The sequence below is a fragment of the Micromonospora sp. CV4 genome (assembly GCF_003667455.1).
In the GTDB taxonomy this organism is placed as follows: domain Bacteria; phylum Actinomycetota; class Actinomycetes; order Mycobacteriales; family Micromonosporaceae; genus Micromonospora.
Genome location: NZ_RCVI01000439.1, coordinates 36063 through 51119, shown reverse-complemented (window position 1 = coordinate 51119; position 15057 = coordinate 36063). Strand labels below are relative to the sequence as shown.

General features: G+C 72.8%; 15 protein-coding genes. 3 read left to right on the top strand and 12 right to left on the bottom strand.

Annotated elements, in window-relative coordinates:
• From EAD98_RS30165 to EAD98_RS30140, 6 genes are all read right to left on the bottom strand, one after another.
• The coding region (locus tag EAD98_RS30165) for a glutamate mutase L (RefSeq protein WP_121657339.1) at nt 1-1174 on the bottom strand (1174 nt) is incomplete at its 3' end.
• Nucleotides 1171-1563, bottom strand: coding sequence for a hotdog domain-containing protein (locus EAD98_RS30160; RefSeq protein WP_121657338.1), 393 nt, complete (start codon nt 1561-1563; stop codon nt 1171-1173). The genes EAD98_RS30160 and EAD98_RS30165, both read right to left, overlap by 4 nt.
• Nucleotides 1560-2309 (bottom strand): OAM dimerization domain-containing protein, encoded by a 750-nt coding sequence (locus EAD98_RS30155; RefSeq protein ID WP_121657342.1) that lies wholly within the window; start codon nt 2307-2309, stop codon nt 1560-1562. The genes EAD98_RS30160 and EAD98_RS30155 overlap by 4 nt, the downstream gene beginning before the upstream one ends.
• 65 nt (nt 2310-2374) lie before the next feature.
• Complete coding sequence (locus EAD98_RS30150; RefSeq protein ID WP_121657337.1) at nt 2375-3934, bottom strand: lysine 5,6-aminomutase subunit alpha; 1560 nt, start codon at nt 3932-3934, stop codon at nt 2375-2377.
• Entirely contained in the window at nt 3931-5496 is a 1566-nt protein-coding gene (locus EAD98_RS30145) for an amidohydrolase (RefSeq protein ID WP_121657336.1), read from the bottom strand. Before EAD98_RS30145 ends, EAD98_RS30150 begins: the two co-directional genes overlap by 4 nt.
• A gap of 4 nt (nt 5497-5500) precedes the next feature.
• Nucleotides 5501-6550: a zinc-binding alcohol dehydrogenase gene (locus EAD98_RS30140; protein WP_199723621.1), complete on the bottom strand. Its 1050-nt coding sequence runs from the start codon at nt 6548-6550 to the stop codon at nt 5501-5503.
• A gap of 155 nt (nt 6551-6705) precedes the next feature.
• On the opposite strand from EAD98_RS30140, the gene EAD98_RS30135 reads away from it, so the two are divergent.
• Nucleotides 6706-8112 (top strand): KamA family radical SAM protein, encoded by a 1407-nt coding sequence (locus EAD98_RS30135; RefSeq protein WP_121657334.1) that lies wholly within the window; start codon nt 6706-6708, stop codon nt 8110-8112.
• 127 nt (nt 8113-8239) lie between these two features.
• Here the strand turns inward: EAD98_RS30135 and EAD98_RS30130 are convergent, their stop codons facing one another.
• The 3 genes from EAD98_RS30130 to EAD98_RS30120 all read right to left on the bottom strand — a co-directional run bounded on the left by EAD98_RS30130 (nt 8240) and on the right by EAD98_RS30120 (nt 9839).
• Nucleotides 8240-9142, bottom strand: a complete 903-nt coding sequence (locus tag EAD98_RS30130) for a polysaccharide deacetylase family protein (protein WP_233584034.1) — start codon at nt 9140-9142, stop codon at nt 8240-8242.
• 87 nt (nt 9143-9229) lie between these two features.
• Nucleotides 9230-9571: a YnfA family protein gene (locus EAD98_RS30125; RefSeq protein WP_121657333.1), complete on the bottom strand. Its 342-nt coding sequence runs from the start codon at nt 9569-9571 to the stop codon at nt 9230-9232.
• Nucleotides 9572-9644: 73 nt separating this feature from the next.
• On the bottom strand, nt 9645-9839 hold the full coding sequence (locus EAD98_RS30120) for a CsbD family protein (protein WP_121657332.1): 195 nt from the start codon (nt 9837-9839) through the stop codon (nt 9645-9647).
• A gap of 176 nt (nt 9840-10015) precedes the next feature.
• On the opposite strand from EAD98_RS30120, the gene EAD98_RS30115 reads away from it, so the two are divergent.
• A complete protein-coding gene (locus EAD98_RS30115) occupies nt 10016-10627 on the top strand; it encodes a histidine phosphatase family protein (RefSeq protein ID WP_121657331.1) in 612 nt (203 codons plus the stop codon).
• On the opposite strand, the gene EAD98_RS30110 is transcribed toward EAD98_RS30115, so the two are convergent.
• From EAD98_RS30110 to EAD98_RS30100, 3 genes are all read right to left on the bottom strand, one after another.
• Nucleotides 10557-11063 carry an Lrp/AsnC family transcriptional regulator gene (locus tag EAD98_RS30110; protein ID WP_121657330.1) on the bottom strand — a complete coding sequence of 169 codons (507 nt, stop codon included), beginning with the start codon at nt 11061-11063 and terminating at the stop codon, nt 10557-10559. The genes EAD98_RS30115 and EAD98_RS30110 overlap by 71 nt on opposite strands.
• A gap of 117 nt (nt 11064-11180) precedes the next feature.
• Nucleotides 11181-12323 carry an acyl-CoA dehydrogenase family protein gene (locus tag EAD98_RS30105; protein WP_121657329.1) on the bottom strand — a complete coding sequence of 381 codons (1143 nt, stop codon included), beginning with the start codon at nt 12321-12323 and terminating at the stop codon, nt 11181-11183.
• Nucleotides 12320-13435 carry a Xaa-Pro peptidase family protein gene (locus EAD98_RS30100; RefSeq protein WP_121657328.1) on the bottom strand — a complete coding sequence of 372 codons (1116 nt, stop codon included), beginning with the start codon at nt 13433-13435 and terminating at the stop codon, nt 12320-12322. The genes EAD98_RS30105 and EAD98_RS30100 overlap by 4 nt, the downstream gene beginning before the upstream one ends.
• A gap of 251 nt (nt 13436-13686) precedes the next feature.
• Between EAD98_RS30100 and EAD98_RS30095 the strand changes: the two genes are divergently transcribed.
• Complete coding sequence (locus EAD98_RS30095; RefSeq protein WP_121657327.1) at nt 13687-15057, top strand: glycosyl hydrolase family 18 protein; 1371 nt, start codon at nt 13687-13689, stop codon at nt 15055-15057.

The following is a 15057-nucleotide window of genomic DNA, read 5'->3' as shown; positions in this document are numbered from 1 at the left end:
CCTGCCCCGCCGTGTGCTCCGGAGCGTGCCGCAGCACCCCGCCGGAGCCCACCATGAGCCGCACGTCGCGCAGGTCCCGGCCGGCGCGTTCACCGGTCGCGGCGCCCCGGGCGTGCCGGCGCAGCGCCACCGTGGCCGCGAGGGTGGCGATCCGGGCGTCCACGGCCCGCTCGGCGTCGTCGGCGGCCAGGAACGCCGGGTCGGCGGCGCGGCGTTGCGCGGCCGCCGCCAGGTCGTCCCGCTCACCGGGGGCGAGCAGCCGCTCGTCCTCGGCGGCGCGCACGACCCCGGGGGCGCTCCACCGCATGCCCAGGTCCCCCTCCACGGTGCGGGCCCGCCACAGGCTGCCGGCGACCTCCCGGCCCGGCCCGGTGGCCCGCTCGTCGGGGGTGAGCACCGAGTACACGTCGGTGGTGGCCCCACCCACGTCGACCACGGCGAGGTCCCCGCCGATGGTGTCGGCGAGGACCTCCACGCCGGTGAGGACCGCGTCGGGGGTCGCCGCGCGGACCAGCCGGGCGAACCGGGTGCCCCGCGACAGCCGTTTGCCGCCGATGACGTGGCGCAGGAACACCGCGCGGATCGCCGCCCGCGCCGACGCGGGGGCGAGCACCCCGATGCGGGGCAGCACGTTCTGGGCCGCCGTCACGGGCACCCCGGCGGACTCCAGCAGCCCGGTCAGCTCCGCGCGGACGTCGCCGTTGCCGGCGAGCACCACCGGCACCCGCCAGCGGGCCCGGGCCAGCCGGGTCGCGTTGTGGGTGATCGTGTCGGCGTCACCACCGTCGGTGCCGCCGACGAGCAGCACCACGTCCGGTCGCGCCGCCCGCAGGGCCGCCAGGTCCGCCGCGCCGAGCCGCCCGGCCGCCACGTGCACCACGTGCGCGCCGGCGGACAGCCCGACGCGCCGGCCCGCCTGCGCGGTGACCAGCGGCTCGTAGCCGATCACGGCCAGCCGCAGCCCACCGCCGGCCGACGAGCAGACGTACCACGGCATCTCGCGCACGCCGAGCCCGGCGGTGGCCGCCGCGACCGCGGCGTCCAGGCCGTGCAGCACGTCGCTGCCCACCGTGGTGGGCGCGGCCGCGGCGCCCACCAGCAGCCCGGCGGCCAGGTCCACCACGGCCGCCTTGGTGTACGTGGAGCCGACGTCCGCGCAGACCGCCAGGGTCACGACGCGGCGGGGACGACCACGGTGCCGGTCGCGGTGACCGCCACGATCGGCGGGTCCAGGACCTCGGCGGCGGACTCGGAGCGGTCCGGCCGGCCCCGGCACACCACCGCGCAGCTCAACTCCAGCGTGCGGCTGCGGGTGCCCACGCGCGACACCTGCGCGGTCACCTCGATGACGTCACCGGCGCGGATCGGCGCGCTGAACCGCACGTCGGAGTAGCCCGCGAACAGACCCTCGTCGCCGTCGGTGCGGATGCACACCTCGGTGGCGACGTCGCCGAACAGTCCGACGGCGTACGCCCCGTCGACGAGGTTGCCGGCGTAGTGGGCGTGCGAGTACGGCACGTACCGCCGGTGCGTCACTGTCAACCCGAGCCTGGAGTCGGTCATGCCATCGCCTTTCGCTGCGTGATCAGGGCGTGCACGAGGTAGCTGGCCACCTCGCCGGGCGTGGTGCCCCGACCGAAGATCCGGTCCACGCCCAACTCGTCGGTCATCGTCTCGTCGAACCGGGGGCCGCCGACGATGAGCAGCGGTCGCCGCCCGGCGGGCATCGCCTCGCGGAACGCCGCGGACATCTCCCGGGTGTTGTGCAGGTGCGCGTCGCGTTGGGTGACGACCTGCGACACGAGCACCGCGTCGGCCTTCTCGGCCCGGGCGGCCTCCACCAGCTCCGGCACGCTGACCTGCGCGCCCAGGTTGGTGACCTTCAACTCCCGGTAGTACTCCAGGCCCTTCTCCCCCGCGATGCCCTTGACGTTGAGGATCGCGTCGATGCCCACGGTGTGGGCGTCGGTGCCGATGCACGCCCCGACCACGGACAGCTTGCGCCGCAGCCGCTGCTTGACCACCGTGTTGACCTCCTTGGCCGACAGCAGCGCGAAGTCCCGCTCCACCACCTGCACGGCGCCCAGGTCGACCAGGTGGTTCACCCGCCCGTAGACGACGAAGAAGGTGAACCCGTCGCCCATCGGCTTGGCGTGCACCACCATCGCCGGGTCGATGCCCATCTTGTTGGCCAGCTGCACCGCCGCGCCCTCGGCCCGCTTGTCGTGCGACACCGGCAGGGTGAACGACACCTGCACCATCCCGTCGCCGGTGGTGTCCCCGTACGGCCGCACGATCTGCTTGCTCACGCCACCGCTTCGCGGCGTCGTGAGCGCGTGGCTGCTGTGCTGGCCGGTTCGCTCGCTGCGCTCGCTCACGCCGCCGCCTCCAGGATCTCGGTGGCCGGGTTGCAGTAGTCAGCCTCGTGCGCGGCGACCCCGGCGAGGCCCTTACCGCGGTCCGCCGGCCGCTTCATGATCCCGAACGTGCCCTCGGCGATCGCCGCGAGCAGCGTCTGTTCCCCGATGCGCTCCAGCAGGTCCAACGCCTCGCCGAGGACCTGGTTGGCGCGCCGCCGGATGAACCCGCCCGGCGCGGGCACGAAGTCCTCGTGCAGCCCACCGGCGGCGCCCAGCACGTACCGCACGTTCTGCAGGGCGATGTCCCGGTCGGACAGCCACGGCGTCACCACCGCCTCGGTCATCATCCCCACCAGCAGGATGCCCTGACCGGTCAGCGCTCCCGCCAGGTTGAAGAACCCGTCGAGCAGGTTGCCCCGGAACACGTCACCGGTCATGTGCTTGGTCGGCGGCATCCACTTCAGCGGCGCGTCCGGGAACAACTCCCGGGCCAGCAGCGCGTGCGCCAACTCCAACCGGAACGACTCCGGCACCTCCGGGTTGATCTCGAACGCGTGCCCCAGCCCCAACTGCCAGTCCGCCAGGCCCGCCTCGTGCGCGAAGAACTCGTTGAGCAGCTGCGACACGGTCACCGTGTGCGCCTCGTCGACGGCGTCGGCGGTGGTCAGGTAGTTGTCCTCACCGGTGTTGATGATGATGCCGGCGCGGGCGTGGACCTGCCGGGAGAACCGCTGGTCGACGAAGGTGCGGATCGGGTTGATGTCGCGGAACAGGATCCCGTACATCGAGTCGTTCAACATCATGTCGAGGCGTTCCAACCCCGCGAGGGTCGCCATCTCCGGCATGCACAGCCCGGACGCGTAGTTGGTCAACCGCACGTAGCGGCCCAACTCCTTCGACGACTCGTCCAGCGCCGCCCGCATCAGCCGGAAGTTCTCCTGCGTGGCGTACGTGCCGGCGAACCCCTCCCGGGTCGCGCCCTCGGGCACGTAGTCCAGCAGCGACTGCCCCGTGGAGCGGATCACCGCGATGACATCCGCGCCGGCCCGGGCCGCGGCCTGCGCCTGCGGAATGTCCTCGTAGATGTCCCCGGTCGCCACGATCAGGTAGATCCACGGCCGCTGCGCCGGATCCCCGTGCCGCTTGACGAGGCGATCACGCTCGGCGCGCCGCCGGTCGATACGCCGGATGCCCGCGCCGACCGCCCGGCGCGCCGCCGACCGGGCGGCCGTGGCGGCCCGCCCGGTGGGCTGGGTGAACCGCACCGAACCGGCGGCGGCCTTCTGCGCCAGCAGCGTCACGTCCGTGACGCCCTCGCGGGCCAGCGCGTCGAACACCGGCACGGCCACCCCGTGACCCAGCCCCACGTCCGCGACGACGGCGTCGACGAGCCGGTTCACCCACGGAATGCCGTCCGGGTCGGCGCCGGTCACCCCGGCCAGCCGCAGCACCGCCCGCTCCACCGACACCGTGGTGTGGCTGCGCGCCAGGTCCACCACCGGCTGCCCGGCCCGACGCGCCAACTCCCGCGCCCGCGCCACCAGCGCAGGGTCAAGATCAAGCTTCCCGGTCACGACGAACCTTCCTCATAGATGACCTCACCGCGCAGCACCAGGCTCCGGCACACCGGCAGCGGCGTCGGGTCGTCCGGACCCCGCAGCTCCGGATCCTCGGCCAGCAGCACCGGCAGGCCCTGCTGCACACCGGCCGGCGTCGACCACACCGCGAACGTCGCCGGCGCGCCCAGGGCGAGGACCCCCTCGACGTCCAGGTGCACCGCCCGCCACCCGCCGCGCGTGTGCGCGGCGAACGCCGCCCGCACGCTCATCCGCTGCGCCGGGTTGTGGTGCGCCGCCGCCGCCCGCACCGACCCCCACGGGTCCAGCGGCGTCACCGGCGAATCCGACCCGAACGCCAGCGCCACCCCCACCCCGTGCATCGCGCCCATCGGGTTGGACTCCAACGACCGGTCCAGACCCAGCCGCGACTCGTACATCCGGCCCGCGCCACCCCACAGCCGGTCGAACGCCGGCTGCATGCTCGCCACGACCCCGTACTCCACGAACCCGGCGATCAGCCGCTTACTCATGATCTCCGCGTGCTCGATGCGGTGCCGGGCCGCGCGCAACCGCTCCACGCCCACCGTCCGCGCCGCCGCCGCGAAGCCCTCCAGCACCGTGCCGATCGCCGCGTCACCAATCGCGTGGAACCCGCCCTGCATACCGTGCGCCGCACAGTCCAGCAGGTGATCGCGCACCTGCTCGACCGACAGGTACCCGTGCCCGCAACCGTCACCGTCGCCGTACGGCTGCGACACGTGCGCCGTCCGCGAACCCAACGCCCCGTCCGCGAACAGGTCACCGCCGGCGCCCACCGCGCCCAACTCCCGGGCCCGCGCCGCGCCACCCAGCTCACCCCAGTACCCGTACACCTCCGGCAGCCCGGCGCCGGAGATGCCCAGCAGGCCGGTGAAGTCCTCCTCGTCGGAGATGTCCGGGCCACCGCACTCGTGCACCGCGGCGATACCCAGCGACGCCGCGTGCGCCAGGGCCACCCGCTGCGCGGCGACCCGCTGCGCCCGGCTCACCGATCCCTGCGCCGCCGCCCGCACCACATGATGCGCGTCACGACGCAGCCACCCCGACGCGTCGTACCCGGGCGCGGCCGCCGCCTGCGGACACGCCGCCAGCAACGCCGTCGACACCAGCGCCGAGTGGATGGACGCCTGCGACAGGTACACCCGCCGGCCGCCCGCCGCCCGGTCCAGCGCCGCCGCGTCCGGCAGCGCCGGGTCCGGCCAGCCCGACTCGTCCCAGCCGTGCCCCAGCACCACCGCGTCCGCCGGCTGGCCGGCCGCGAACGCGGCCACCGCGTCCAGCAACTCCGCCGCCGAGCGCACCCCGGACAACTCCAGCCCGGACAGCGTCAACCCGGTGTCGGTGGCGTGCACGTGCGCGTCCACGAACGCCGGCGTCACCAGCGCCCCGCCGAGGTCCACCACCCGGTCGGCGGGCGGCGCGTCACCGTCGGTGCCCAGCCAGGCGATCCGCCCACCGGAAACCAGCAGCGCGGTAGCGCTCGGGTCGGCGGGACAGTGCAGCACGCCGCCGCGGTACAAGGTCGAGGGGTTCGTCATGACCTCAGTCTGCCGCGATCCGCGCCGCGAACAGCCGACGGACCCCCGGCTCGGCGCGCAGCAGCCCCAACGCCAGCTCCGCGTGCCCCGGCACGTACCCGTTGCCCACCAGCATCGTCACGTCCGCGGCCAACCCCTCGGCGCCCAACGCCGCGGCGGAGAAGCTCGTCGCCATCGAGAAGAAGATCACCGTGCCGCCGTCGGCGGTGGCCAGCACCGCCCCGTGCTCGCAGCCCGGCACGTCCACGCACACCACGGTGACGTCCGCCGGGGCGCCCAGCGCGGTGGTCACCGCCGTGGACAGCCCCACCGGGTCCCGGGCGTCGGCCATCGCCACCACCGAGGCCAGGCCGGCGGCCGTCAGCGCGTCGCGCTCCGCCGCCACCGGCACCACCCCGACGGTACGCGCGGCGCCCGCCCGCCGCGCCGCGGCCAGCGACAGCGACCCGCTCTTGCCCGCGCCGCCGATCACCGCGACGCGCACCGGCGTCGGATCACCCGCACGGTGCCGCTCCTCGACGTAGCGCGACACCACCCGCGCGGTCAGCGCGGGCGCCCCGCACACGTCCAGCACGGCCAGGGACAGCTGCGGGTCCTCGTCGTCCGGGAGCACCGCGGCGATGGAGCGGGCGAACAGGATCGCCCACCCGTCGCAGGGCACCTGCTCGCTGCGCCCGTCCCAACGGGCCAACCCGTCGGTCACCACCAGCGGCGTCAGGGTCAGCGACACCAGGGTGGCGACCCTCTCGCCCGGCTTGAGGCCCAGCGGGGAACGCCGGCCGGCCTCCTCGACCGTGCCGATCAGCATCCCACCGGACCCGGTCACCGGGTTCTGCATCTTCCCCCGGGTGGAGATGATCTCCAGCACCTCGGCGCGGACCGCGTCGCCGTCCCCACCGTGCTTCTCCGACAGCTGCCGGAAGCTCGCCGCGTCCAGGTTCAGCCGTTCCACCCGGATCCGCACCTCGTTCGGCGCGATCGCGGCGGACGCGTCCAACCGCCAGGCCGCCTGCGGCAGCACCCCCGCCGGTTCCACGACGCGGTGCAGTCCCACCGGTGACGTCACGCCGACCTCCCCCTCTTCAGCCGCCCGAAGCCCCGGTCGGGGGATCGCGTAACGGGAAAACTTACGGCAGACTAATTTCTTCACCGGATATTTTCCAGTAGCCTTCGGGTTTCGTTGATCAGCCGCAGCACCGAGGAGGGGCCGTGACCCAGACCCAACCGGTTGAGACCATCCCTCAACCCCGTCACGCCCCGGTCGCCGTACCGACCGCCGGGCAGCCGTACGAATACCGCCGCCACCCCCTGGTCGAACCCGACTGGACCCGCTTCCCCGGCTGGCGCCACGTCACCCGCGACCAGTGGGAATCCGCCCAGTGGCAACGCGTCAACTGCGTCAAGAACATCAAGCAGCTGCGCACCGTCCTCGGCGACCTCATCGACGAGAGCTTCTACACCGACCTCGAGGCCGACCAGAAGGCCCTGGCCACCATGTCGATGCTGGTGCCACCCCAAATGATCAACACGATGGTGCCGTTCGCGCCCCTCACCACCGAGGCGCTGCTCGCCGACCCCATCCGCCGCTACATGATCCCCGTCGCCTCCGACCGGCGCACCGACTGGCCGTCGCACCCGTACGCCAGCCGCGACTCACTGCACGAACACGACATGTGGGTCGCCGAAGGGCTCACCCACCGCTACCCCACCAAGGTCCTCGCCGAACTGCTCTCCACCTGCCCCCAGTACTGCGGGCACTGCACCCGGATGGACCTCGTCGGCAACTCCACCCCCGCCGTCGACAAGCTCAAACTCACCCTGAAGCCCGTCGAGCGCTACGACGCCCACATCAGCTACCTCAAGGCCCACCCCGGCGTCCGCGACGTCGTCGTCTCCGGTGGCGACGTGGCCAACGTGCCCTGGCGCAATCTCGAGTCGTACCTCATGCGCCTGCTGGAACTGGAGACGGTCCGCGACATCCGGCTCGCCACCAAGGCCCTCATGGGCCTGCCCCAACACTGGCTGCAGCCCGACGTCGTCGAAGGCCTGGAACGCGTCGCCCGCACCGCCGCCCGCCGCGGCGTCAACCTCGCCATCCACACCCACGTCAACCACGCCCAGTCGCTCACCCCACTGGTCGCCAAGGCCGCCCAGACCGCCCTCGACGTCGGCGTCCGCGACGTCCGCAACCAGGGCGTGCTCATGCGCGGCGTCAACGCCACCACCCCCGAGCTGCTCGACCTCTGCTTCGCGCTCCAGGGCGAGGCCGGCATCCTGCCGTACTACTTCTACATGTGCGACATGATCCCCAACGCCGAACACTGGCGGGTCCCGGTCTGGCACGCCCAGCAGCTCCAGCACGACATCATGGGCTACCTGCCCGGCTACGCCACCCCGCGGATCGTCTGCGACGTCCCCTTCGTCGGCAAGCGCTGGGTGCACATGCTCACCGACTACGACCGCGACCGCGGCATCTCCTACTGGACCAAGAACTACCGCACCTCCATCGAGTCCGCCGACCTGGAGGCGCTCAACAAGCGCTACGCCTACTACGACCCGATCGACACCCTGCCCGACAGCGGCCAGCAGTGGTGGGCCGACCACCGCGACGACTGACCCACCACCCACGACACCCCCGGGGATCCTTCCCCCGGGGGTCGGTCGGTGCCGCATGAGCGCGATGACTCTCAGGTATGAAAATGACCCTGAGGTATCACGCTCACCGGCGTCCTGCCGGCGCCACTCAGGCGCCCGCCAGCACCTCGGACAGCGTCGCCGGGACCAGGCCCCGCTCGCGGAGCCCCGCCAGGATGTGCGGCAGCGCCTCGTCCGTCATCCGGGCATTCGCCTCGGTCACGTGCATGATCACGACCGACCCGGGGCGCACGTTGTCCAGCACCGCCCGCACGAGCGGCTCCCAGGCCGTGGCGAACGGATCACCGCTGACCACGTCCCCGTCCACCACCGTCAGCCCGAGCGGTGCCAGCGCGTCCAGCGCCGCCGCGTCGTGGCAGAGCCCCGGAAAGCGGAAGTACCGGGTCTGCCGGCCGCCGTACGGCTCGATTGCCCGGAACGTCCTCGCCACGTTGTCGGTCATCCCGGTCGCCCGCACCCGGGGCAGGTCGTAACAGTCGCCGGTGAACGCCTCATGCCCGTACGTGTGGTTGGCCAACTCGAAGCGCGGGTTACCGGCGAGCCGACGGGTCACCTCCGGATACCGCTGCACCCACTTGCCGGTCAGGAAGAACGTCGCCGGGATCTGCTCCCGTTCCAGCAGGTCGACGATGCGCAGGTTGGCGTACGACTTCACCCGACCGGTGCGCAGGTTCTGCAGCATCCCGTCGGTCATGTCCGCGTCGAAGGTCAGCGCCACCCGGTTACCGCTACGCGGTCCGTGATCCACCACCGGTGGCCGGGCCCCCACCGGCGTCGCACCCGGAACGCCAGCCGCCGGCGGACTCTCCAGCCCCGTGGCGGTGGGTGACGGTCCGGCCGTGGCGGCGGGTGGCGGCGCGGCCGTGGTGACCGACGGGCCGACGAAGATCGGCGGTGCGGCCCGGGAGGGCGGGACCGCGCACGCGGCGCCGGAGAGGACGGTCCCCGTCGCCAGCGCAGCGAGCAGCGGACGGAGTCGAGGCCGGATCACAACGTGGATCATGGCAGACGTGAATGGAGTTCGGTGCCCCCGCTCGCGCCGCCCCCGTCCGGGAGGCGTGGAGCGCGTCCTGCGGAATCAAGCCGAGCCGCCGCGCGGCGCGTACATGATGACAGCGACGCCGAGCAGGCACAGCGCCGCGCCGGCCAGGTCCCACCGGTCCGGCCGGAAGCCGTCCACCACCATCGCCCAGCCCAGCGAGCCCGCCACGAACACCCCGCCGTACGCGGCCAGGATCCGGCCAAAGTTCGGGTCCGGCTGGAACGTGGCCACGAAGCCGTAGCAGCCCAGCGCCACCACGCCGGCGGCGATCCACCACAGGCCGCGCTGCTCCCGCCAGCCCTGCCAGACCAGCCATGCGCCGCCGATCTCCGCCAGCGCGGCCAGTGCGAACAACACCAGGGAGCGGAGCACGGTCACCCCGCGACCCTAACCGGAGCACACGCCGAGTCCCCGGGCGGCGACCGCCCAGGGACCCGGTGGACCGCTCAGGTCACTTCGTGAAGGCGTCCTTCACGTTGCGGCCGGCTTCCTTGACGTTCTGACCGGCCTGCTTGGCGCGCGCGTCGCTCTGCTGGCTGGCGCCCTCGCCACGCATCTGCTCGTTGTCGGTCTTGTCGCCGATCCGCTCCTTCGCGGCACCGGCCATCTGCTCGACCTTGTTTCGGGCCTTCTCGGTGAAGCTCATCGCGCCTCCTCCGTCTGGCGTTTCTCCCGGCTCGCTTGCCCGCTCTCCCGGTGCCGAAACCGGTGGTGCCGGTCGGCACACCCTGTAAGGCATCCTAGGAAGATAGGTTGAGTATCCGGGACGGTGGCATCGGAGGCCGCCGGGTGCCGCGATGTCCGCGATGGTTAACTGGCCGCATGGGAGAGCTCCTGCTGATCCGGCACGGCGAGACCACCTGGAGCGCCACTCGGCGGCACACCTCGTACACCGATCTGGAGCTGACCCCCGACGGCGAGCGGCAGGCCCGCACCCTCGCCGCGTTCCTGGCCGGGCGGCGATTCGTCACGGTGCTGGCCAGCCCCCGCTCCCGGGCGCTGCGCACCGCGCAGCTGGCCGGGCTCACCGTCGACGGCGTCGACGAGGACCTCAGCGAGTGGAACTACGGCGAGTACGAGGGACGCACCACCGTCGACATCCACGAGGACCAACCGCACTGGAACATCTGGACCGACGGCTGCCCCGGCGGAGAGTCGCCCGCGCAGGTGGGCACCCGCCTCGACCGGGTGCTGACCCGGGTCGCCCCGCTGCTCGACCGGGGCACCGTGGCGCTGGTGGGCCACGCGCACAGCCTGCGGGTGCTCGGCGCCCGCTGGATCGGCCTGCCGCCGTCCGCCGGCGGCCTGCTGCGGTTGGACACCGCCACGGTCAGCGTGCTCGGTCACGAGCACGGCCGGCAGGTCATCCTGCGGTGGAACCAGCCGGCTCCTCCGGCGCCCGGGACCGCGACCGACTCGGTGGCCCGGCACTGATCTTCGGCGGCCGGTTCTCGTACGGGGTGGACAGCACCACCGTGGTCCGGGTGGTCACGTTCGCCGACGTACGGATCTCCTGGAGCACCCGCTCCAGGTCGGCCGGGCTGGCAACCCGCACCAGCAGCATGTAGAAGTCCTCCCCCGCCACCGAGTAGCAGGAGTCGATCTCGGGCAGGTGGGCCAGCCGCTCCGGGGCGTCATCGGGCTGCGACGGGTCGAACGGGCGGATCGCCACGAACGCGGTCAACGGCAGGTCCAGCGCCTCGAAGGAGACCCGCGCGGCGTACCCCTTGACCACCCCGCGCTGCTCAAGCCGGCGCACCCGCTGGTGCACGGCGGACACCGACAGCCCCACCTTGTCGGCCAGGTCGGTGTACGACAGACGGCCGTCAGCGGTCAACGCTGCGACGATGGCGCGGTCGATCTCCTCCACGGCGAGCAACCTACCGGGAAAAACGCCCGACGGCGACGAGGCGCCCACCTGGCCGTGCCGGCGGCGGGCGGCGGTGGACCCACCGCAGCCGCGCCGCCACGCATCGTCGACCCGCGCTCAGCCCCTGGCCAGAGCCCGGGAGATGACCAGCCGCTGGATCTGGTTGGTGCCCTCCACGATCTGCAACACCTTGGCCTCGCGCATGTACCGCTCCACCGGGTGGTCGGCCACGTAGCCGGCGCCACCGAGCACCTGCACCGCGTCGGTCGTCACCCGCATCGCCATGTCGGTGGCGAACAGCTTCGCCTTGGCCGCCTCGATCGAGTACGGACGCCCGGCGTCGCGCAGTCGGGCCGCCGCGAGGGTCAGCGCGCGGGCGGCGGAGATCTGGGTCGCCGCGTCGGCGAGCAGGAAGCCCAGCCCCTGGAAGTCGACGATCGCCCGACCGAACTGCTGCCGCTCGCGCGCGTACCCCACCGCGTAGTCCAGTGCGGCCTGGGCCAGGCCGACCGCGCAGGCCGCGATGCCCAGCCGGCCCGAGTCCAGTGCGGACATGGCGATGGTGAAACCCGCCCCCTCGCCGCCGATCAGCCGCTCGGCCGGCACCCGCGCCTCGTCGAAGGCGATCTGCGCCACCGGCGAGGAGCGCAGACCCATGGTCCGCTCGGCCGCCTGGGGGGTGATGCCGGCGGTGCCCGCGTCGGCGAGCAGGCAGGAGATGCCCTTCGGGCCGGGCCCGCCGGTGCGGCAGAAGACGTTGTAGAAGTCGGCGGTCCGGGCGTGGGTGATCCACGCCTTGGTGCCGGAGACGACGTACGCGTCGCCGTCGCGGACCGCCCGGGTGCTCAGCGCCGCCGCGTCGGAGCCGCCCTGCGGCTCGGAGAGGCAGTACGCCCCGAGCAGTTCGCCCCCGAGCATGTCGGGCAGCAGCTTGCGCTGCTCGTCGCTGCCGAACGCGGCCACCGGGTAGCAGGACAGGGTGTGCACGCTGACCGCCTCGGCGACCGCGAGCCAGCGGCTGGCCAGGATCTCCAGCACCTGGAGGTACACCTCGTACGGCTGTGCGGCGCCGCCGTGCTCCTCCGGGTACGGCAGGCCGAGCAGGCCGGCCCGGCCGAGGGTTCGCAGCACCTCGCGGGGGAACTCGGCGCGCTCCTCGAAGCCGACGGCCTTCGGCGCGAGCTCGCGATCGGCGAGTTCGGTGGCGAGGTCCAGCAGGTCGTGGGCCTCGTCGGTGGGGAGGATCCGGTCGACAGTCATAGCGCGATGAGCTCCGTGGGGGTGGTGTTGAGCCGCTGCACGCCGTCCGTGGTGCAGACGACGATGTCCTCGATGCGGGCGCCGTGCCGGCCCGCCAGGTAGATGCCCGGTTCGATGGAGAACGCCATTCCGGGCTCCAGCGGCCGGTCGTTGCCGGCCACCAGGTAGGGCTCCTCGTGACCGTCCAGGCCGATGCCGTGGCCGGTGCGGTGCAGGAACGCGGGGCCGTAGCCGGCGGCGGCGATCGGCTCCCGGGCGGCGGCGTCGGCCGCGGCGCCGCTGATTCCGGGCCGTACCGCCGCCACCGCGGCGCGCTGGGCGTCGCGCAGCACCGCGTAGTAGTCCAGGAACTCGGCCGGAGCCGGCCCGCCCGCGACGTACGTGCGGGTGCAGTCCGAGCGGTACCCCGATGCCATGGTGCCGCCGATGTCCACCACCACCGGCTCACCGGCGCCGATCGGCCGGTCCGAGGTGCCGTGGTGCGGGCTGGCCCCGTTCGGCCCGGCGGCCACGATCACGAAGTCCACGCTGACGTGCCCGGCGGCGCGGATCGCCGCCGCGATGTCGGTCGCCACCTCGGCCTCGGTGCGCCCCGGGCGCAGCCACTCCCCCATCCGCAGGTGCACCTCGTCGATCGCCGCGCCGGCCTCGGCGAGGGCCGCGACCTCCGCCGGGGACTTGCGGATCCGCAGCTCGCGCAGCACCTCGCCGGCGAGCCGCTGCGCCGCGCCGGGCAGCGCGGCCCGCAGCGCGAGGACCTGCTCGGCCCACATCCGGTCGGCCAGGCCGACCGCCGCGGGCGGGGCGTCGAGGGCGGCGACGACCAGGGGGTACGGGTCGGCCCCGTCGGCGTGATCGACGATGCGCACTCCGGTGGCCGGCGCCGGGGAGGCCTCGGCGGCCGGTCGCTCCAGCGTGGGCACGATCAGCGTCGGCGTGCCCTCGGCGGGCAGCACCAGACAGGTCAGCCGCTCGCCCGCGTGGGCGTCGTACCCGGTGAGGTAGCGCAGGTCGGAGCCGGGCGTGAGCAGCAGGGCGTCCAGGCCTGCGGCAGCGGTGGCGCGCTGCGCGGCGCTCAGCCGGTCGGACGGGTACAGCTCGTCGATTCCCACCCGGTCAGCTTAACGGTCGTTTGGGATCCCCGGCAGCCGGCGCACAGCCGACGGAGGGGCGGCGTTGCGGGGCGCCGGATCCTTCGCGACGGCACGCATGTCCGGAAATCCACCGACGTTGATTGACTCGGACAGTTAACACTCTTTAAGATTTGGCTGCCTCGAGGCCCCCCGTCCCTGCGTCCCGCACCGACCGCCCGCGACCACCCTGCGTGGGCGGCTGTCGTCCCCCGCCCACGGGAAGGCCCCCGATGTCCTCACCACTCCGCCGCGCCCTCGCCGCCGGTCTGCTCGCGCTGGCCACGGCCGGCGCCACCCTCACCCTCGTCCCCACCGCCGCGCAGGCCGTGGTGCTGCCGAACAACTTCAAGAGCGTCGGCTACATGCCCTCCTGGGCCGGCAACGTCAACACCGTCCAGTACAACAAGCTCACCCACATCAACTACGCCTTCGTGCTGCCCAACAACGACGGCAGCCTGCGCCCGGTGGAGAACCCCAGCAAACTCTCCTCGCTGGTCTCGCTCGGGCACGCCAACAACGTCAAGGTGTCGATCGCGGTCGGCGGCTGGAACGACGGCAACGACTCGGCCTTCGAGGCCCTCGCCGCCAACGCCGGCAGCCGGACCACCTTCGTCAACAACCTGGTCAACTTCGTCAACCAGTACAACCTCGACGGCGTCGACATGGACTGGGAGTACCCGGACCCGGGCGCCTCGGCCAACAACTACACCCAACTCATGACGCAGCTGAGCAGCGCGATGCACAGCCGCGGCAAGCTGCTCACCGCCGCCGTGGTCTCCGAGGGCGGCAGCGTCCAGGGCGTACAGACGGCCGTGTTCGGCCAGGTCGACTGGCTCAACATCATGGCGTACGACGGCGGCAGCCCGCACGCCAACTACGACTGGTCGATCGCCAGCATCAACCTGTGGAAGTCCCGCGGGCTGCCGGCCAGCAAGGCCGTCCTCGGGATCCCCTTCTACAGCCGCCCCGGCTACTACACGTACTCGGCGCTGGTCGGAATGGACCCGGCGAACGCCAACCGGGACTGCACCACCGTCGGCGGCGCGCAGCAGTGCTACAACGGCATCCCGACGGTAAAGCGCAAGACGCAGTGGGCCCTGGCCAACGCCGGCGGGGTGATGAACTGGGAGCTGTCCCAGGACACCACCGGCTCGACCTCGCTGGTCAGCGCGATGTACGACACCATCATGGGCGGCACGACCCCACCGCCGACCGGCCGTACCGGCCCGATCACCGGGATCGGCGGCAAGTGCGTCGATGTGGCCTCGGCGAGCAGCGCCAACGGCACGGCGGTGCAGCTGTGGGGCTGCAACGGCACCACCGCGCAGAGCTGGACCGTGGCCAGCAACGGCACGCTGCGCGCCCTCGGCAAGTGCGCCGACGTCGCCAGCGGCTCCACCGCCAACGGCGCCCAGGTGCAGCTCTGGGAATGCAACGGCAGCGGCGCCCAGGTGTGGCAGGCCCAGTCCAACGGCACGCTGCGCAACCCGCAGTCGAACAAGTGCCTGGACACCACCGGCAACAGCTCCGCCGACGGCACCCGGCTGCAGATCTGGGACTGCTTCGCCGGCGCCAACCAGCGCTGGACCCTCCCGGCCTGA

Excerpts from the sequence above, each read along its gene's own strand:
- EAD98_RS30115 (WP_121657331.1), top strand. The coding sequence starts at position 10,016 with ATGGGAGAGCTCCTGCTGATCCGGCACGGCGAGACCACCTGGAGCGCC.
- EAD98_RS30105 (WP_121657329.1), bottom strand. The coding sequence starts at position 12,323 with ATGACTGTCGACCGGATCCTCCCCACCGACGAGGCCCACGACCTGCTG.
- EAD98_RS30145 (WP_121657336.1), bottom strand. The coding sequence starts at position 5,496 with ATGACGAACCCCTCGACCTTGTACCGCGGCGGCGTGCTGCACTGTCCC.
- EAD98_RS30160 (WP_121657338.1), bottom strand. The coding sequence starts at position 1,563 with ATGACCGACTCCAGGCTCGGGTTGACAGTGACGCACCGGCGGTACGTG.
- EAD98_RS30120 (WP_121657332.1), bottom strand. The coding sequence starts at position 9,839 with ATGAGCTTCACCGAGAAGGCCCGAAACAAGGTCGAGCAGATGGCCGGT.
- EAD98_RS30095 (WP_121657327.1), top strand. The coding sequence starts at position 13,687 with ATGTCCTCACCACTCCGCCGCGCCCTCGCCGCCGGTCTGCTCGCGCTG.